The following is a 15,336-nucleotide window of genomic DNA, read 5'->3' on the forward strand; positions in this document are numbered from 1 at the left end:
GAATCATGAGTGTCTCGAATAAAGAACCCCAGGGTCAGGCCAAGGAGTCCTTGCTGCCGGCCCCCCATGACATCGATGCGCTGGTGCGCGCCGAACATCACGATCCGTTTTCCATCCTGGGCCCCCATGACGACGGCGCCGGCGGCCAGTTCATTCGCGCCTACCTGCCTGGGGCGTTGAGTGTGCATGTGCTGGCCCGGGAGGGCGGCGAAGAATTGGGGGAACTGCAACCCACCGAAACCCCGGGATTGTTCGTCGGCCATTTCGATCGCGCCCAAGCGTACTTGCTGCGCACCCGTTGGGCCGGCGGCGAGCAGGTTGCCGAAGACCCGTACAGCTTCGGCCCACTGCTGGGGGAGATGGACCTCTACCTGTTCGCCGAGGGCAATCACCGCGACCTCAGTGCCTGCCTGGGTGCGCAACTGAAGACAGTTGATGGCGTCGACGGTGTTCGCTTCGCGGTCTGGGCGCCGAATGCACGACGGGTATCTGTGGTGGGGGACTTCAACGTCTGGGACGGGCGCCGGCATCCGATGCGCATTCGTTATCCATCCGGCGTGTGGGAGTTGTTCATCCCGCGGCTGGGGGCGGGGGAGGCCTACAAATATGAAATCCTCGGCGCCCACGGCATCCTGCCCCTCAAGGCCGACCCGGTGGCGCTGGCCACGCAAATGCCGCCTGACACGGCGTCGAAAGTCGCCTCGCCCTTGAAAATCGAGTGGCAGGACGACGAGTGGATGCAGAGTCGTCGCGAACGCCAGCTACCGGGCGCGCCATTGTCGATCTATGAGTTGCATGCCGGCTCCTGGCAGTGCGAAATCGACGAAGCGGGCGAGGTGGCCCGGCAATACAACTGGCACGAAATGGCCGAGCGGCTGATTCCGTATGTCAGGGATTTGGGCTTCACTCACATCGAGCTGATGCCGATCATGGAACACCCGTTCGGCGGCTCCTGGGGCTATCAGCCGCTGTCGCAATTCGCGCCAACGGCACGCTTCGGATCGCCCGACGATTTCGCCGCGTTCGTCAACGCCTGCCACCAGGCCAATATCGGCGTCATCCTCGACTGGGTGCCGGCGCATTTCCCCACCGACACCCACGGCCTGGCCCAGTTCGATGGCACCGCGCTGTACGAATACGGCAACCCGCTGGAGGGTTTCCATCAGGATTGGGACACGCTGATCTACAACCTCGGCCGCACCGAAGTGCACGGCTTCATGCTGGCTTCGGCGTTGCACTGGCTCAAGCATTTCCACGTCGATGGCCTGCGGGTGGATGCCGTGGCCTCGATGTTGTACCGCGACTATTCGCGCAAGGCCGGCGAGTGGGTGCCCAACCGTCACGGCGGTCGGGAAAACCTCGAAGCCATCGATTTCCTGCGGCACCTCAACGATGTGGTGGCACTGGAAACCCCCGGTGCGCTGGTTATCGCCGAAGAGTCCACCGCGTGGCCGGGGGTCAGCCAGAGTACCCAGCAGGGCGGCCTGGGTTTTGCCTACAAGTGGAACATGGGCTGGATGCACGATTCGCTGCACTACATCCAGCAAGACCCGGTGTACCGCGCCCATCACCATAACGAACTGAGCTTCGGCCTGGTGTATGCCTGGTCCGAGCGCTTCGTGCTGCCGATTTCCCACGACGAAGTGGTTCATGGCAAACGCTCGCTGATCGACAAGATGCCCGGTGACCGCTGGCAGAAATTCGCCAACCTGAGGGCCTACCTCAGCTTCATGTGGGGCCATCCCGGCAAGAAGCTGTTGTTCATGGGGTGTGAGTTCGGCCAGTGGCGCGAGTGGAACCACGACCAGCAGTTGGATTGGTACCTGCTGCAATACCCTGAGCACCGGGGTGTGCAGAAGTTGGTGAGTGATCTGAACCGGCTGTACCGCGAAGAGCCGGCGCTGCATGACCAGGATGACGCGCCGCAGGGCTTCCAGTGGCTGATTGGCGACGATGCGCTCAACAGCGTCTACGCCTGGTTGCGCTGGAGCAAGGAGGGTAAGCCGGTGCTGGTGGTCGCCAACTTCACCCCGGTGCCGCGCGAGGCCTACCGGGTCGGCGTGCCGTTTGCCGGACGTTGGGTGGAATTGCTCAACAGCGACGCCGACACCTACGCCGGTTCCAACTACGGCAACGGCGGCGGCGCCTTCACCGAAGCAGTGCCCAGCCATGGCCAGGCCCTGTCGCTGGAACTGAACCTGCCGCCGTTGGCGGTGTTGATCATGCGGCCGGAGGGGTAGGGTTTACATAGAGGACAACAGTGGCGGTCATCGAATCAAAGATCACCACAGTTCCAATGTGGGAGCGGGCTTGTTCGCGAAGAGGGCCTGACAGTCAGCATCGATGTTGACCGTCAGACCGCTTTCGCGAGCAAGCCCGCTCCCACATGGATGTGCTCACCTGAAGGAATTTTGTGATTCCTTCAGCGAACCAGGCACGGCTGCTTGTTGTTGAACGTCCAGCCCGGAATCAGGAACTGCATCGCTACCGCATCGTTCCGCGCCCCCAGGCCCATGCCTTTGTACAACTCATGGGCCTTGGCCAGTTGGTCGGTGTCCAGCTCGATCCCCAACCCCGGTTTTTTCGGCACCTGTACGCAACCGCCCTGAATCTGCAAGGGCGTCTTGGTCAGTCGCTGGCCGTCCTGCCAGATCCAGTGGGTGTCGATGGCGGTGATGTCGCCGGGTGCCGCGGCGGCCACGTGGGTGAACATCGCCAGGGAAATGTCGAAGTGGTTGTTGGAGTGCGAGCCCCAGGTCAGGCCCCACTCATTGCACATCTGTGCCACCCGCACGGAACCCTGCATGGTCCAGAAGTGCGGGTCGGCCAGGGGAATGTCCACGGACTGCAAGGTGATGGCGTGCCCCATCTCGCGCCAGTCGGTGGCGATCATGTTGGTCGCAGTCTTGAGGCCCGTGGCGCGGCGGAACTCGGCCATGACCTCGCGCCCCGAATAGCCGTTCTCGGCACCGCAAGGGTCTTCGGCATAGGCCAGCACTTTGTGTTGGTCGCGGCACAAACGGATCGCTTCCTTGAGTGACCAGGCGCCGTTCGGGTCCAGGGTGATGCGGGCCTGGGGAAAACGTTCGGCCAATGCCGTGACCGCTTCGATTTCTGCGTCGCCTTGGAGCACGCCGCCCTTGAGCTTGAAGTCCTGGAAGCCATAGCGGGCCTGGGCCGCTTCGGCCAGGCGGACCACGGCGTCGGCGTCCAGGGCCTTTTCGTGGCGCACGCGGAACCAGTCGTTGTCGGCGTCCGGTTCGCTGCGATAGGCCAGGTCGGTCTGCTGGCGATCACCGACGTAAAACAGGTAGCCGAGCATCTTCACTTCGTCGCGCTGCTGGCCTTCGCCGAGCAGGGCGGCGACCGGTACGTCCAGGTGTTGGCCGAGTAGATCCAGCAACGCCGCTTCCAGGCCAGTGACCGCGTGGATGGTGATGCGCAGGTCGAAGGTCTGCAGGCCACGACCGCCGGCATCGCGGTCGGCGAAGGCGTGGCGCACCGTGTTGAGGATCTTCTGGTACGTGCCGATGGGGCTGCCGACCACCAGCGAGCGAGCGTCTTCGAGCGTCTGGCGAATGCGCTCGCCGCCGGGCACTTCGCCCACGCCGGTGTGGCCGGCGTTGTCCTTGAGAATGACGATGTTGCGGGTGAAGAACGGACCATGGGCGCCGCTGAGGTTCAGCAGCATGCCGTCATGGCCGGCCACGGGCACGACCTGCATGCTGGTGATGATCGGGGCTTTGCTGGTTTCTGGAATGCTCATCTGTACTTATCCTTGGACAATCGCATGATCAGACGTGGCTGGCGGCCGGATCGACCGGTGTTGTTGTCACGGCTTTGGGCTTGGGCGTGTTGCGTGCGGCAAACACGATGATCGCGGCAATTATCGAGGTGGCCGCCAAGCCGTAGAGGCCACCCTGGATCGAACCGGTGTGCTCTTCCAGCAAGCCGAAGGTGGTTGGGGCGACGAACCCGCCGAGGTTGCCCACCGAGTTGATCAGGGCAATCACCCCGGCGGCGATCCGGGCGTCCAGATAAGCCTGGGGAATCGGCCAGAACAACGACGACGCCGATTTGAAACCCAGGGCCGCGAAGCAGATGGCGACGAAGGCGAAAATCGGTCCGCCGGTGGTGGACATGAACATCCCCGCCGCGGCGATCAACAGGGCGGTGGCGACCCAGGCCTGCTGGAATTTCCACTTGGCCGACAGCGAGGCGAAGGCGTACATGCCGACGATCGACAGCAACCACGGGATCGAATTGAACAGCCCGACCTGAATGTCGCTCAGTTCGCCCATTTTCTTGATGATGCTCGGCAGCCAGAACGTGGCGGCATAGATCGTCAATTGAATGAAGAAGTAGATCAGGCAAAACAGGATGATCTGGCGGTCCTTGAGCAGCTGGCCGATGGACAGCTTGATCGGCGAGGCGGCTTCCCGTGCCCGCTGTTCATCGTCGATGGTCTTGACCAGCGCATCCTGTTCTTCACGGCTCAGCCATTTGGCGTCATGGGGCTTGGAGTCCAGCCAGAACCAGACGAAGACACACAGGCAGACGGAAAACATCCCTTCGATGAAATACATCCACTGCCAACCGTGCATGCCCAGGCCGTTGATTTGCAGTAGCAGCCCCGACAGCGGGCCGGAGATCAGCGACGCGATGGCCGAGCCGCTGAGGAAGATGGCGATGGCTTTGCCACGCTCGACGCCGGGTAGCCAGCGGGTGAAGTAGTAGATCACTCCAGGGAAGAACCCGGCTTCGGCCACGCCCAGCAAAAAGCGCAGGATATAGAAGTGGGTTTCGTTCTGGATGAAGGCCATGGCCGCCGCCACCAGGCCCCAGGTGAGCATGATGCGGGTCAGCCAGATGCGGGCGCCGATGCGTTGCAGGAGGATGTTGGACGGGACTTCGAACAGCGCATAGCCGATGAAGAACAGCCCGGCACCAAAGCCATAGGCCGCAGCACCGATACCCAGGTCGTGCTCCATGTGGGCACGCACGAAGCCGATGTTCACGCGGTCGATGTAGTTGACGATAAACATGATGACGAACAGCGGCAGGATGTGGCGCTTGACCTTGGCGATAGCCGACAGCAGCACCGGATCCGCGCCGGCATTCGCCTTGAGGCTGGATGTGTTCACTGGTTTTTCTCCCACTCGTTATTTTTATGCGGGGCATCGTGCATGTGCCGATGTTGATAGACATCATACAACCTGATTTTTTTGGATGACAAGCAGTTTTTCAGCATCGTTGGATTAGGCGAATGGCGTTTTTATGCCGTAATTGTTGGGGTTGTCCGGCTATTATGATTTTATCAAGCGTCTGTCCGGCTTGCGCGAAGCCGTTTTTTGAAAGAGTTATTTTTTCTGATATGGGCTGATCTTGAGTGTTGTCATACAAGTTGATGGCTTGACGATGAGATTTCCGGCGCCCGCCGGTGATACGATCAGTCAGCCTGTTTTCAAGGAACCCCGGCGATGCCGCAAGACACCGACGCGCCCCTGCGCAAGCGTACCCACAACCTGGCCCATGACCTGGTGACGAAGCTGAGCCAGAGCATCTTGCTGGGGCAGTTGAAACCGGGTGAGAAGCTGCCATCGGAAGGTGCCATCGTGCAGGCCCATGGTGTCAGCCGGACGGTGGTGCGCGAGGCGATTTCCAAGTTGCAGGCTTCGGGGCTGGTAGAGACCCGCCACGGCATCGGCACCTTCGTGCTGGCGCAAACCGGCGAGCCAGGGTTGCGCTTGAATGTCGACACTGCCGCGGGAGTGCGGGCGATCCTGGAGCTGCGCCTGGGCCTGGAGACCCAGGCCGTCGCCTTGGCGGCCCAGCGCCGCAGCGAACACCAGTTGCAGCAGATGCGCCAGGCGCTGGATGACTATCAGCGGTTGTCCAACAACAACGACAGCTGTGTCGAAGCCGACCGACGTTTCCATCTGCTCATCGCCGAAGCCACGGACAACGCCTGTTTTGTCGAAATCATGCAGCACCTGGGCAGTGCGATGATTCCCAGGACCCGCGTGAACGTGGCCGAGCGCGGCCAGGCCGATCTAGGCAAGCTGGCGCAGTTGGCCAACCTTGAGCACGAGGCGATCTTCAACGCGATCAAGCGCCAGGACCCGGACGCCGCCCGCGCCGCCATGTGGTTGCACCTGACCAACAGCCGTGACCGGTTTGGCGCGGGATCCTGACGGTTCATCGTTGCCTGACTCACCGCCATCGCGAGCAAGCTCGCTCCCACAGTGGAGAACACCTCGAAAAACTGTGGGAGCGAGCTTGCTCGCGATGGCGGCGGCACACCCAACATTTCCATGACTGACCCACCGCTTCCCGCAAGAAGGCGTGGGTATTTCCATGGCTCAGCCCGCTTTGGCCGGGCCGGTGGGGGCGTTTCCGGCCACGGGGGTGGGGGCGCTTTTCATCAGGGTGTCCAACGCCTGCCGGTAGTTTTTGCCCGCCAGGCTCATGCTGTTGTTATGCGTCGCCCCGGGCACCAGCAGCAGGCGCTTGGGTTCCCGGGCGGCGTTGAACAGTTGCTCACTGAAGCGTGGCGGCACGTAGCGGTCGGCGGCGCCATGGACAATCAGCAGCGGCATGTTGATCTCGCCGATCTTGTCGATGGAGTCGAACTTCTGCGACAGCAACCAGCGCACCGGCAGGGATGTATTCGCCATCGAGGTGGCGACATCGCCCAGGGAGGTGAACGTGGATTCGATCACCAGGCCCCGGACCTGGGCTTTGCCATCCTTCGCTGCCTGCTGACCGAGCTGCGCAGCGAGATCCACCGCGACGGCGCCGCCCAGGGAATGACCATAGATCAGCCGCAGGCTTGGGTCCGGTTGCAGCACTTCGAGACGTTCCCAGGCGATGCGCGCATCTTCATAGACACTCGCTTCCGATGGCAGCTCTCCCTGGCTTTTGCCAAAGCCCCGGTAATCGATGGCCAGCACCGAATAGCCCAGCGCCCGCAGTTGCTGGATACGAAACAACTGGCCGGTCAAATTCCAGCGCACACCGTGCAAATACAGGATGGCCGGCGCGTTCTTGCGTTCGGCCGGCCACCACCAGCCGTGGATATTTTCCCCGGCCTTGAAGCTTTTTGGCTTGAGGTCGAACTCCTGCACGCCGCTGGGCAGCCCACTGAACCAGCTCGCCGTCCCCGGTTCGATGCGAAAGACCAGTTCACGTTCCTTATGCTGCAACACAGCACAGCCCACCGGCAGGCCGACCACCAATGCGATCATGCACAGCCATGCCAACCAGCGGCGTTTCAGGCCAGAAAATAAGAGTGAAGACATCGACGCCATTCGCTACTGAAGCCAAAGATGCCTTGTAGCAGATTCTCCGAAAACGGCGCAGGTATTTGTGACTGTCATTCGTCTGAAGCGCGCTTGTCAGCGCTGGAAAATTCCCCACGATCAAGCCTCCATGACAGGGGGGATTACGCCTTCTCAAGCTCAACCAGTTCAACCGTCCGCTCAGTCTTGCCATACCCCACCTTCGGCACCCCCGCCAGGCGCCGATGCAGCACCTGGGTCAACGAGCAGCCAGGAGCCAGGTAGGTGTCGCCGAAATCCCCATCCAGTTGCACTGGATGAACAATCACTTCCAGCAAACCATGGTCCGGTGCTGCGGCGTGCTGCAAGTCGGTTGGCGTGCAGACATAGTCGGCCGTGGCGCCGCATAAACGACGCAGGCGGCGGTTGAGTAAGGTCTTGAAGATGCGCTTGGGTATATTCAGGTTGGCTCCCAGGTTGCGCGCCAGGCGAATGGACACATCTTGCCGCGCGGCGAAGCGCGCTACCAATGCTCCGATGGGCCAGATGTTATGTACGTGCTGATGGGAGTCGAGGTGGCTTGGGCGCACTCCGTGGTCCAGGCAACGTTGCCATTGCGCCTGCAGTTCGTCCTGTATGGCGGCGAGGTCCTTCGAGCCCAGATGCAGGCAATGGCGTGACAGGCTGAAGCTGAACTGGCCGTCCGCATCGCAAAACGCCGGGCGCGACTTTATGGCCTGGCTCAGCGGCTGCCCATGGCTGAGATTGAAATGCAGCCCGATGCGCCCTTTGAGCCGGGGCAGTCGGGCCAGTACACACGCCTGTTCGAAGCCCGGCGTATTGGCCATGATGGTGGCGGAACTGATCAGCCCTGCTTCGAAGGCTCGAACGATTGTCGCGTTTTCGCTGAAGCACAGCCCGAAGTCGTCAGCGTTGATGATCACTTGGCGGGGCATGTGAGATCTCCTGTTCCTTGGGGATAGAGGGTGAATCTGTCGCCGTGTTTTTTTGGGGCGGGTGTTTGCGAAGCCAGGGCTTAAGGCTTTTCCAGAGTCGCAAGGCGAGCCCGAGGATCAGGCCATCGGGTTGCCAGGAATAAAAACTCCAACGCCAATGTTCCAGTTGTCCGGTCATGCGTTCGTGCAATTGATGGCTGGAATTGTCGAGACTGACCCGTGACGCATCGATCCATCGCCAGTTTTCGTCCAGCCCCCAGCGAATCCACTCTTCGAGTAATACCCGGCCGCTGCCCAGGTCGGCGTGCTGCGGCAGGAATGCGAGGTTGTAGTCATACAATCGGCCTTGGTCCAGCAGGCCGAGGCGATAGCTGATGCATTCACCGTTCAGCTCCAGCATCACAACCCGTACCAGGCCTTGGGCGGCGAGGGCGGTGAAGGCATGGTTCATCCATTGCCGGCGCCTGGGGTCGGCGAAGATGCCGACACCTTCCTCGCCTTTCCAACTGGCGGCCTCGACGTCGGCCAGGGCTCGCAACAGCTGTCCGATGCTGATGGCGTCCGGCGTCACTCGACGGATTTCGGCACCGCAAGCAGCGATCCGCTTGCGCGCCCGTCGCAGCTTGTAGCGTGGATCGCCAGAGATTTCCTGATGGTCGCTTTCGCTGATCAGGTGCACCGGAACCCGGCAACTGAGTCGTCGCTCTCCGGTCGAGCTCATTGCCATCCAGGCACTCAAGACACTTTGCTCGCCGACCGGCTCCACCACTTCATTGAGTTGCAACATCGCGTGGGGCACCTGCTGACGGATCTGTATCAGCGCCTGGCCCATGCCCTCGGCGTCCAGGCGCGCCAGCAGGGCGATGCGGTCGGCCAAGGGGTAACCCAAGTGATGCAACACCCGGAACCGCAGTCCGCCGATACGCTCACGTCCCGAAACCAGGGGCAGGCATAGCGACAAGTCCTGGTCCTGCCAGCCCAGTAACACATGCAATTGCTGATCAGGCAACAGGGCAAATTCCGCCGCTTGCAGCCAGGCCAGGGTATTGAACGGGGTTGCGTCGGCCACCTGGGTTCGCAGCTGTTCATAAGCTGATACAGGAAAGTCCTCCGCGCCCAGGGAGCGACACCATTGGAACCGGATGGTCATGGACGTCAGGCCGCCGCAGTGGATGGAACCGGCTTGGCCGGTTTACGAAAAGAGTCCAGGACCGAGCCGGTGTAGAACGTGTCACGGAAGAACCGCCAGCGGCCGAACAAGCAATGCATGTGGGTGATCTGGCCGCGCTCCTGATAGTCCATGCGCAGGTGCAACTTGACGGCTGGAATGTTGCTCAGCTCGAAGACGTCGACCACTTTGTTGCAACCCTGCTCGGCCATGGCTTTCCACAGATCCAGCTGCATATCCACCGATAGCTGGGTCCCCCAGTAAGCGCGGTACAGCTCACCGCCGAACTCGAAGAACTCACCCGGTTTGACCGGGAACCAGCAGCGAAAGAAATGGCGGTCGAAATAGTCCCGTGTACTGCCCCAGATGAAAGCGACGGTGTCGCCCTTGTCGTCCAGGTACATGAGCCCGGTGTGGCCTTCGGCAGCCAGTTCGCGCATGGTCTCGACGCGGTCGCCAAAGTACGTGGCGAAGGCATCGGCATTGCTGGTGGTGATGCGTTCCCGGCGCAACGGCGTATAGGGCCTGAGGTTATTGGGCGGTATCGGGCTGACCAGATCGCGCTCCATCCACACCAGTTGTTCGTGGAAGTACACGTAGTGTCTGCACAGCTGATTTAGAACAGTGCGCAGCCCTTTTCTCCGAATGCGATCACGCAATTTTTGCAGAACGTTCATGGTGCCTCCTGGCGAGGGGCGGTTTGGGGAAAGACCCCATCGCGAGCTTGCTCGCGATGGGGGGTTAGAGCGCCATGGACATCAGGCCGGCGCAGTCGATGCAAGCGGCGGGGCCGGTTTACGAAAGGCGTCCAGTGCTGAGCCGCGGTAGAACGTGTCGCGGAAAAACCGCCAGCGACCGAACAGGCGATACACGTGGGTGATCTTGCCGCGCTCCTGGAAGCCCATGCGCAGGTGCATCTTGATCGCCGGGGTGTTTTGCAAATCGCAGACATCGACCATTGTGTCGCAGCCGCTGTCCACCATGATTTTCCACATTTCCAACTGCATGTCCGCCGACATACTGGAACCCCAGTAGGCGCGGATCATCTCGCCACCGAACTGAAAGTACTCACCCGGCTTGATCGGGAAGTTGCAGCGATAGAAATGCCGGTCGAAATAGTCTCGTGTGCTGGCCCAGGCGAAACCCACGGTGTCGCCCTGCGCATCCAGGTACATCAAACCTGTGTAGCCTTCGGCTGCCAGCTCGCGCATGGTTTCGACGCGGTCGCCGAAGTGCCGGGCAAAAGCATCGGCATTGCTGACCGTGATGAACTCCAGGCGCATCGGTGGGTAGGGCTTGAGGTTATGCGGGGGGAGTGGGGTTCGCACATCGTGCTCCAGCCACACCAGTCGGGTGTGGAAAAACACGTAGCGCCTGAACAGCTGTATGAGAACGGCGCGCAGGCCTTTTTTCTGAATGCCATCACGTAATGCTTGCAGAACGCTCATGGTGCCTCCTGACGGGTGGCGGGTTGGGGGAAAGAGGGGGCGGTCCAGCTAAGGGCAAACACGGTTTCTCCTGGCAGGAGAAAACCGATCTGCCCGGCCTCGCAGTTGAACGGGGCGCTGCGGCTTTGATTGTCAGGGCCGAAATACATCAGCTCTGCTTGCGCCTGGGGGCAGGACGCGCCGTCCAGGCTGACCTGTTGCGGGCGCGTGCTTTTGTTCACGCCCAGCAAGCTGCGTCTCGTGTCGGTGGCCATGGCCAGCACGTCGACTTCGAAGGCGTCGTTATCCAGGCGTAGCACCTGGTCGAGCCAATGCTGTTGGATGAACTGCTGGGCCAGACCCACCGGCTTGAGTTCGAAGCGCTGGCTGTCCAGCACCCGCACCATGCCTTTGGGGTACTCAGGTTCGTCGGCGAGCATGAACCAGTTGAGCATGTCCAACCAGCCGTCGGCCGAGGCATTGATGACCACGGACGTCCACCACAGGGCGGCGTAGTGGGTTTCCTGGTCGTAAGGGCTCAGGCTCGAGCCGCTGGACATGTTGGTCTGGTCCAGCAGCAAGGCCTTGTTCGGCCGGCCCTTACTGTCCAGGCCCACCAGGCCGGCTGCACGGCGCACGCTGTTGCGATAGACCCGGGTCGCCAACAGATCGCGGATCATCCATTCATGCCAGGCCAGGGCGTCGATCTGGTCGCCGTAGTTGGCCAGCAAGCGCCGCGCCCAATCGATCCCGCGCCGCTCAGCGGCGTTTTCCGCCAAAGGACCATTGGTGAACCGGGAGCTGGCCGGTATGGCAATGCGCACCCCGGCACGGGCATTGGCGGGGATGGCGCGAACCTGATTGGCCATGCTCTCGAACACCTGCTGGTAGCTGGCGAAATCCGGGTAGTTGAGGTTCGGCTCATCGGCGAAACTGAGGTAGTGGATGCCTTTGCCGCCCAAGGCGCGGGTCGCCGTGAGCCAGGCTTGCAAACCGTTGTTGCTGACGCGGTCGGCCCGCAGGTCGGCCTTGCGCGCGCTACCGGCCAGCAGGGTGATGTCCCGGGTGATGCCGAAGCGGTCCTGGTACAGGCGCCGAAACTGATTTTCATGGTCCGGTCTGTCTGCGGTGATGTCGACCAGGCTGTAGTAGCTGGCGGCCTGGGGCTTGATGGCTTCGATCACCGGGTAGGCCGATGGCGGGGGCATGACGTAGGGCAGGTAGACCCCCAGTTTCGGGGTTGTTCCCAGGACATCGCCATAGAGTTTCAGGCGCGCCTGCCCCGGGTCCTGGCGCAGCGGTTGCAAATGCCCTGTGTCTTGGGCGAACAGGTTCGCCGTGCCATCCAGCCAGAATGCCGCCTTGCCGTTGCCCTGCAATTGCAGGCGCCAGGTTTGCTCGACATTGGCGACGGGCAATGCCACTTGATCGAACTGCCCATAGGCCGGATACGGCTTGAGGTTCAACTGCACCTGTTTGCCATCGGCGACGCGCCGGGCTCGCAGGCTGCGCACGCCGCCGTGGAACTTGCCCGCCAGCACGGCCTGTTCGCCGGGGGCGACCTTGAAATACAACTCATCGCCGTCGTGGGTTTCGGCATTGAAATGCACCTTGGCCGGGGCGAACAGTGCCCGGGTATGGGCGTCGTGTTCGACGGTGTAGCGGCGGAAACTGTAGCCGGGAATTTCCAGGCGATAGCTGGCGGCCCCCGGCAGCAAAGGCCACTGCTGCTCGCCACGTTCCTCGGCGGCCTTGATCAGGCGTTCACCCACCAGGCGCCCTTGGCCGTTGAGCAGGTACAGGTGTTCTGTGTTGGCGTCGGCCTGCCAGGCGGGTACCCAGCGCACGGTCACGTAATCCGGGCGGTCGGTCTGCAAGTACAGGCTACCGTCGCGGATGCCGGTCCATTGCATGGCCGCGCCATGGGCCAACAAGGCCAGGCTCCAGAGGCACAGGCCTGCGGCCATTTTCCATCCATGCCGTACTGGCCCCATCGCGAGCAAGCTCGCTCCCACAGTTGATTTGTGGTGGTCGCGGATAGTGTGTTCGGCACCAGGTTTTTGTGGGAGCGGGCTTGCTCGCGAAGAGGGCGGCACATCCACCATTGACGCAAGCTGACTCGGCGCTTTCACAAGGGCATCACCATCCCCTGTGGGAGCGAGCTTGCTCGCGATGGCGGCTTGGCGGGCAACCCTGCTCATGCCGACTTCCCCAGCAGCATCTGGCGCATCGGCAGCAGGTCGCTGGGCAGGATGATCAGTGTCTGCCACGGCGCCACGCCGCTGAGGCGGCAGTACATCGCCAGCAGCGCCAGGGTCACGCCCAGGTAGGCGATTGACGACGCGGCGGCAGCGCCGACGATGCCGTAGCGGGGAATCAGGATCAGGTTCAGCGCCAGGTTCAACAGCGCGCCCACGCCCATCAGCAGCGACACCGTGCCGGGTCGGTCCTTGCCCAGCAGATCCAGGCGCAGGATGCTCGCATAGCACAGTCCGAACAGTCCCGGCAGCAACGCCAGCAAGGCCGGATAGGCCGGTTGATAGGCGATACCGAACAAGGTGACGATCAGCCACTCGCCGATCAGCGCCATGGTCAGGCAGGCGCCAAGCATCACCGTCGCGGTCAGGCGCAAGGCCAGCGGGGTCAGGCGCTGCATGTCGCTGTCCTGTTGCAGCAGGCGTTTCATCAGTGGTGTGGTGACGGCTTCCGGCACGATCAGCAGCAGCTCGGCGGCGGCGCTGGCCATGGCGTAGTGACCCAGGGCCGTGCTGCCCAGCAGGGCACCGATGAACAGGAAGTCCGAGCGCAGCAGCACTTGCTGGAACAGCAGGTCCGGATGGCTGCGGGCGCCGTAGCGCAACAGTTCGTTCTGACGGCTGCGATCCCAGCGCAGGGTGACCACATGATCGCGGCGCAACCACACCCAACCGGCCAGCACCACCAAGCTCAGGCCCGCCAGCCAACTGATCAGCGCCGCTTCCAGCGCCGTGTCTTTCCACATCCAGAAAAGCGCGATAAACAACAGCAGGGGCGCCAGGGATTCCAGCAGGCGCAAGGCATTGAAGGCGCCCACGCCACCGGAAGCGTTGTGCAACGTCAGCAGGCCACTCTTGAGCACGGTCAGCGGCACGGCCAGCAACAGCAGCCAGGCGAGCAATCCCAGTTGCGTGGTGATGTCCAGTTCACCGCCGAACTCGCGCACCAGCGCCACCACCAGCAAGGTCAGCAGCCCGGCCAGCAGGCAACCGAATACCAGCACCTGGCTGAGTAACAAACCCATTGAACGCTGCTGCGCCGCCTGATAACCCACGGCGGAATTCAGGCCGCCGCTGGTGGCGGCGCTGATCAGGTCCGGCAGGGTGCTGAGCAAGGCAAACAGCCCCCGTTCGCTGGGGCCGAGAATCCGCGCCAGCAGCACATTGCGCAGCAGGCGCAGGCCGATCATCGCCAGGCGCGTGCCCAGGCTCAGAGCCAGGTGCTTGAGGTAATGAGCACGGCTCATGGACGTGTCCCTCGGCGAATTCGCCAGGCCAGTAATTCGGGATGATGGGCATTGCGCTGGCTGACGCCGAAGCGCGGCAGGTTCAAGGGGTCGCCGTCGTTGCGATACAGCCCCGCCTCGGTGCCAAGGGCGAAGCTGAAGCCGTGGGCCGCCACCTGTTGGCGCACGCGGGCATCGTGATCGCCGTTGGGGTAGCAATACACCGGCAAGGGTTGCGCGCAGCCGTTTTCCAGGGCCGTCCAACTGCGCGTCAGCTCTTCGTGCAGGCGCTGGTCGTCCAGCCCGGTCAGAATCGCGTGGCTGGCACCATGGGGGCCGAAGCGGATCAGGCCGGAATCCTCGAGCATGCGCACCTGGGACCAGTCCAGGGCCTGGGGCTGGGAACCCTGCGGGCAGGCGTCGGTGAGTTCGCTCAAGATACGTGGATCGAGGCTCTTGAGGCTTTGCAGGTAATGCAGCAACGCCAGGCTGCGACGCTCGTCGTCGATGTCATCGAGCAGCACCGGCAACGGACGGCCGGCGTGCTGCAAGTGCTCGATCAACGAATGCCGGGCCACCTGGCCATGGCTGCCCCACAGGGTCTCGCCAATGCTTTCCCACCAGAAGTGCTGGCGGCTGCCGATGAAATCGGTGGACAGGAAAATGCTCGCCGGTACCTGGTATTGGCGCAGCAGCGGAAAGGCATTCATGGCGTTATCGCGCCAGCCATCGTCGAAGGTCAGGGCCACCCGCGGGCGATTCGGGACGCTTTCGGGGTCAGCCAGCAACAAGCTCATCAGCGGTACACACTCGAAATGCCGCAGCAGCCAGATCAGCAAATGTTCAAACGCGTCGGGCCCCACGCACAGCTCGTTGCGGTGGGGCAATTCGGCGGCGCGGTCGTTGTTCAGTACACGATGCAACATCAGGATCACGCCGGCGCCACGCAGGGGGTGGCGACCCAGGGACGTGTTCAGGTACAGCCAGCCGCCGGTGCGCTTGAAGACTTGTTTGATCGACATCG

At 62.3% G+C, this 15,336-nt stretch carries 12 protein-coding genes; 2 read left to right on the forward strand and 10 right to left on the reverse strand.

Annotation, left to right across the window (positions count from 1 at the left end):
- The first annotated feature begins 5 nt into the window (after positions 1-5).
- Entirely contained in the window at positions 6-2,240 is a 2,235-nt protein-coding gene (gene glgB, locus BLP82_RS26905; RefSeq protein WP_092175550.1) for a 1,4-alpha-glucan branching protein GlgB, read from the forward strand.
- 182 nt (positions 2,241-2,422) lie between these two features.
- On the opposite strand, the gene gudD is transcribed toward glgB, so the two are convergent.
- Both gudD and BLP82_RS26915 read right to left on the reverse strand, forming a co-directional pair.
- Positions 2,423-3,766: a glucarate dehydratase gene (gene gudD / locus BLP82_RS26910; RefSeq protein ID WP_092175555.1), complete on the reverse strand. Its 1,344-nt coding sequence runs from the start codon at positions 3,764-3,766 to the stop codon at positions 2,423-2,425.
- 28 nt (positions 3,767-3,794) lie between these two features.
- On the reverse strand, positions 3,795-5,144 hold the full coding sequence (locus BLP82_RS26915) for an MFS transporter (protein WP_092175558.1): 1,350 nt from the start codon (positions 5,142-5,144) through the stop codon (positions 3,795-3,797).
- 336 nt (positions 5,145-5,480) lie between these two features.
- Here BLP82_RS26915 and BLP82_RS26920 point away from each other — a divergent pair, with 336 nt between their 5' ends.
- Positions 5,481-6,194: a FadR/GntR family transcriptional regulator gene (locus BLP82_RS26920; protein WP_092175562.1), complete on the forward strand. Its 714-nt coding sequence runs from the start codon at positions 5,481-5,483 to the stop codon at positions 6,192-6,194.
- Between the two features lie 168 nt (positions 6,195-6,362).
- Here BLP82_RS26920 and BLP82_RS26925 read toward each other — a convergent pair whose 3' ends face one another.
- From BLP82_RS26925 to BLP82_RS26960, 8 genes are all read right to left on the reverse strand, one after another.
- Positions 6,363-7,301 carry an alpha/beta hydrolase gene (locus tag BLP82_RS26925; RefSeq protein ID WP_170842386.1) on the reverse strand — a complete coding sequence of 313 codons (939 nt, stop codon included), beginning with the start codon at positions 7,299-7,301 and terminating at the stop codon, positions 6,363-6,365.
- 143 nt (positions 7,302-7,444) lie between these two features.
- Positions 7,445-8,236, reverse strand: a complete 792-nt coding sequence (locus tag BLP82_RS26930) for a carbohydrate deacetylase (RefSeq protein WP_092175570.1) — start codon at positions 8,234-8,236, stop codon at positions 7,445-7,447.
- Positions 8,208-9,386 (reverse strand): GNAT family N-acetyltransferase, encoded by a 1,179-nt coding sequence (locus BLP82_RS26935; RefSeq protein WP_092175575.1) that lies wholly within the window; start codon positions 9,384-9,386, stop codon positions 8,208-8,210. Before BLP82_RS26935 ends, BLP82_RS26930 begins: the two co-directional genes overlap by 29 nt.
- Before the next feature lie 5 nt (positions 9,387-9,391).
- Positions 9,392-10,081 (reverse strand): N-acetyltransferase, encoded by a 690-nt coding sequence (locus BLP82_RS26940; RefSeq protein WP_092175579.1) that lies wholly within the window; start codon positions 10,079-10,081, stop codon positions 9,392-9,394.
- 81 nt (positions 10,082-10,162) lie between these two features.
- Positions 10,163-10,852 (reverse strand): GNAT family N-acetyltransferase, encoded by a 690-nt coding sequence (locus BLP82_RS26945; RefSeq protein WP_092175584.1) that lies wholly within the window; start codon positions 10,850-10,852, stop codon positions 10,163-10,165.
- Positions 10,849-12,798: a hypothetical protein gene (locus BLP82_RS26950; protein ID WP_092175588.1), complete on the reverse strand. Its 1,950-nt coding sequence runs from the start codon at positions 12,796-12,798 to the stop codon at positions 10,849-10,851. Before BLP82_RS26950 ends, BLP82_RS26945 begins: the two co-directional genes overlap by 4 nt.
- A gap of 230 nt (positions 12,799-13,028) precedes the next feature.
- Positions 13,029-14,333: a lipopolysaccharide biosynthesis protein gene (locus BLP82_RS26955; RefSeq protein ID WP_092175592.1), complete on the reverse strand. Its 1,305-nt coding sequence runs from the start codon at positions 14,331-14,333 to the stop codon at positions 13,029-13,031.
- A complete protein-coding gene (locus BLP82_RS26960) occupies positions 14,330-15,334 on the reverse strand; it encodes a polysaccharide deacetylase family protein (protein WP_092175596.1) in 1,005 nt (334 codons plus the stop codon). The genes BLP82_RS26955 and BLP82_RS26960 overlap by 4 nt, the downstream gene beginning before the upstream one ends.
- Positions 15,335-15,336 lie beyond the last annotated feature (2 nt).

Origin of the sequence: Pseudomonas sp. NFACC37-1, assembly GCF_900101575.1 — a bacterium.
GTDB classification, from domain to species: domain Bacteria; phylum Pseudomonadota; class Gammaproteobacteria; order Pseudomonadales; family Pseudomonadaceae; genus Aquipseudomonas; species Aquipseudomonas fluorescens_AA.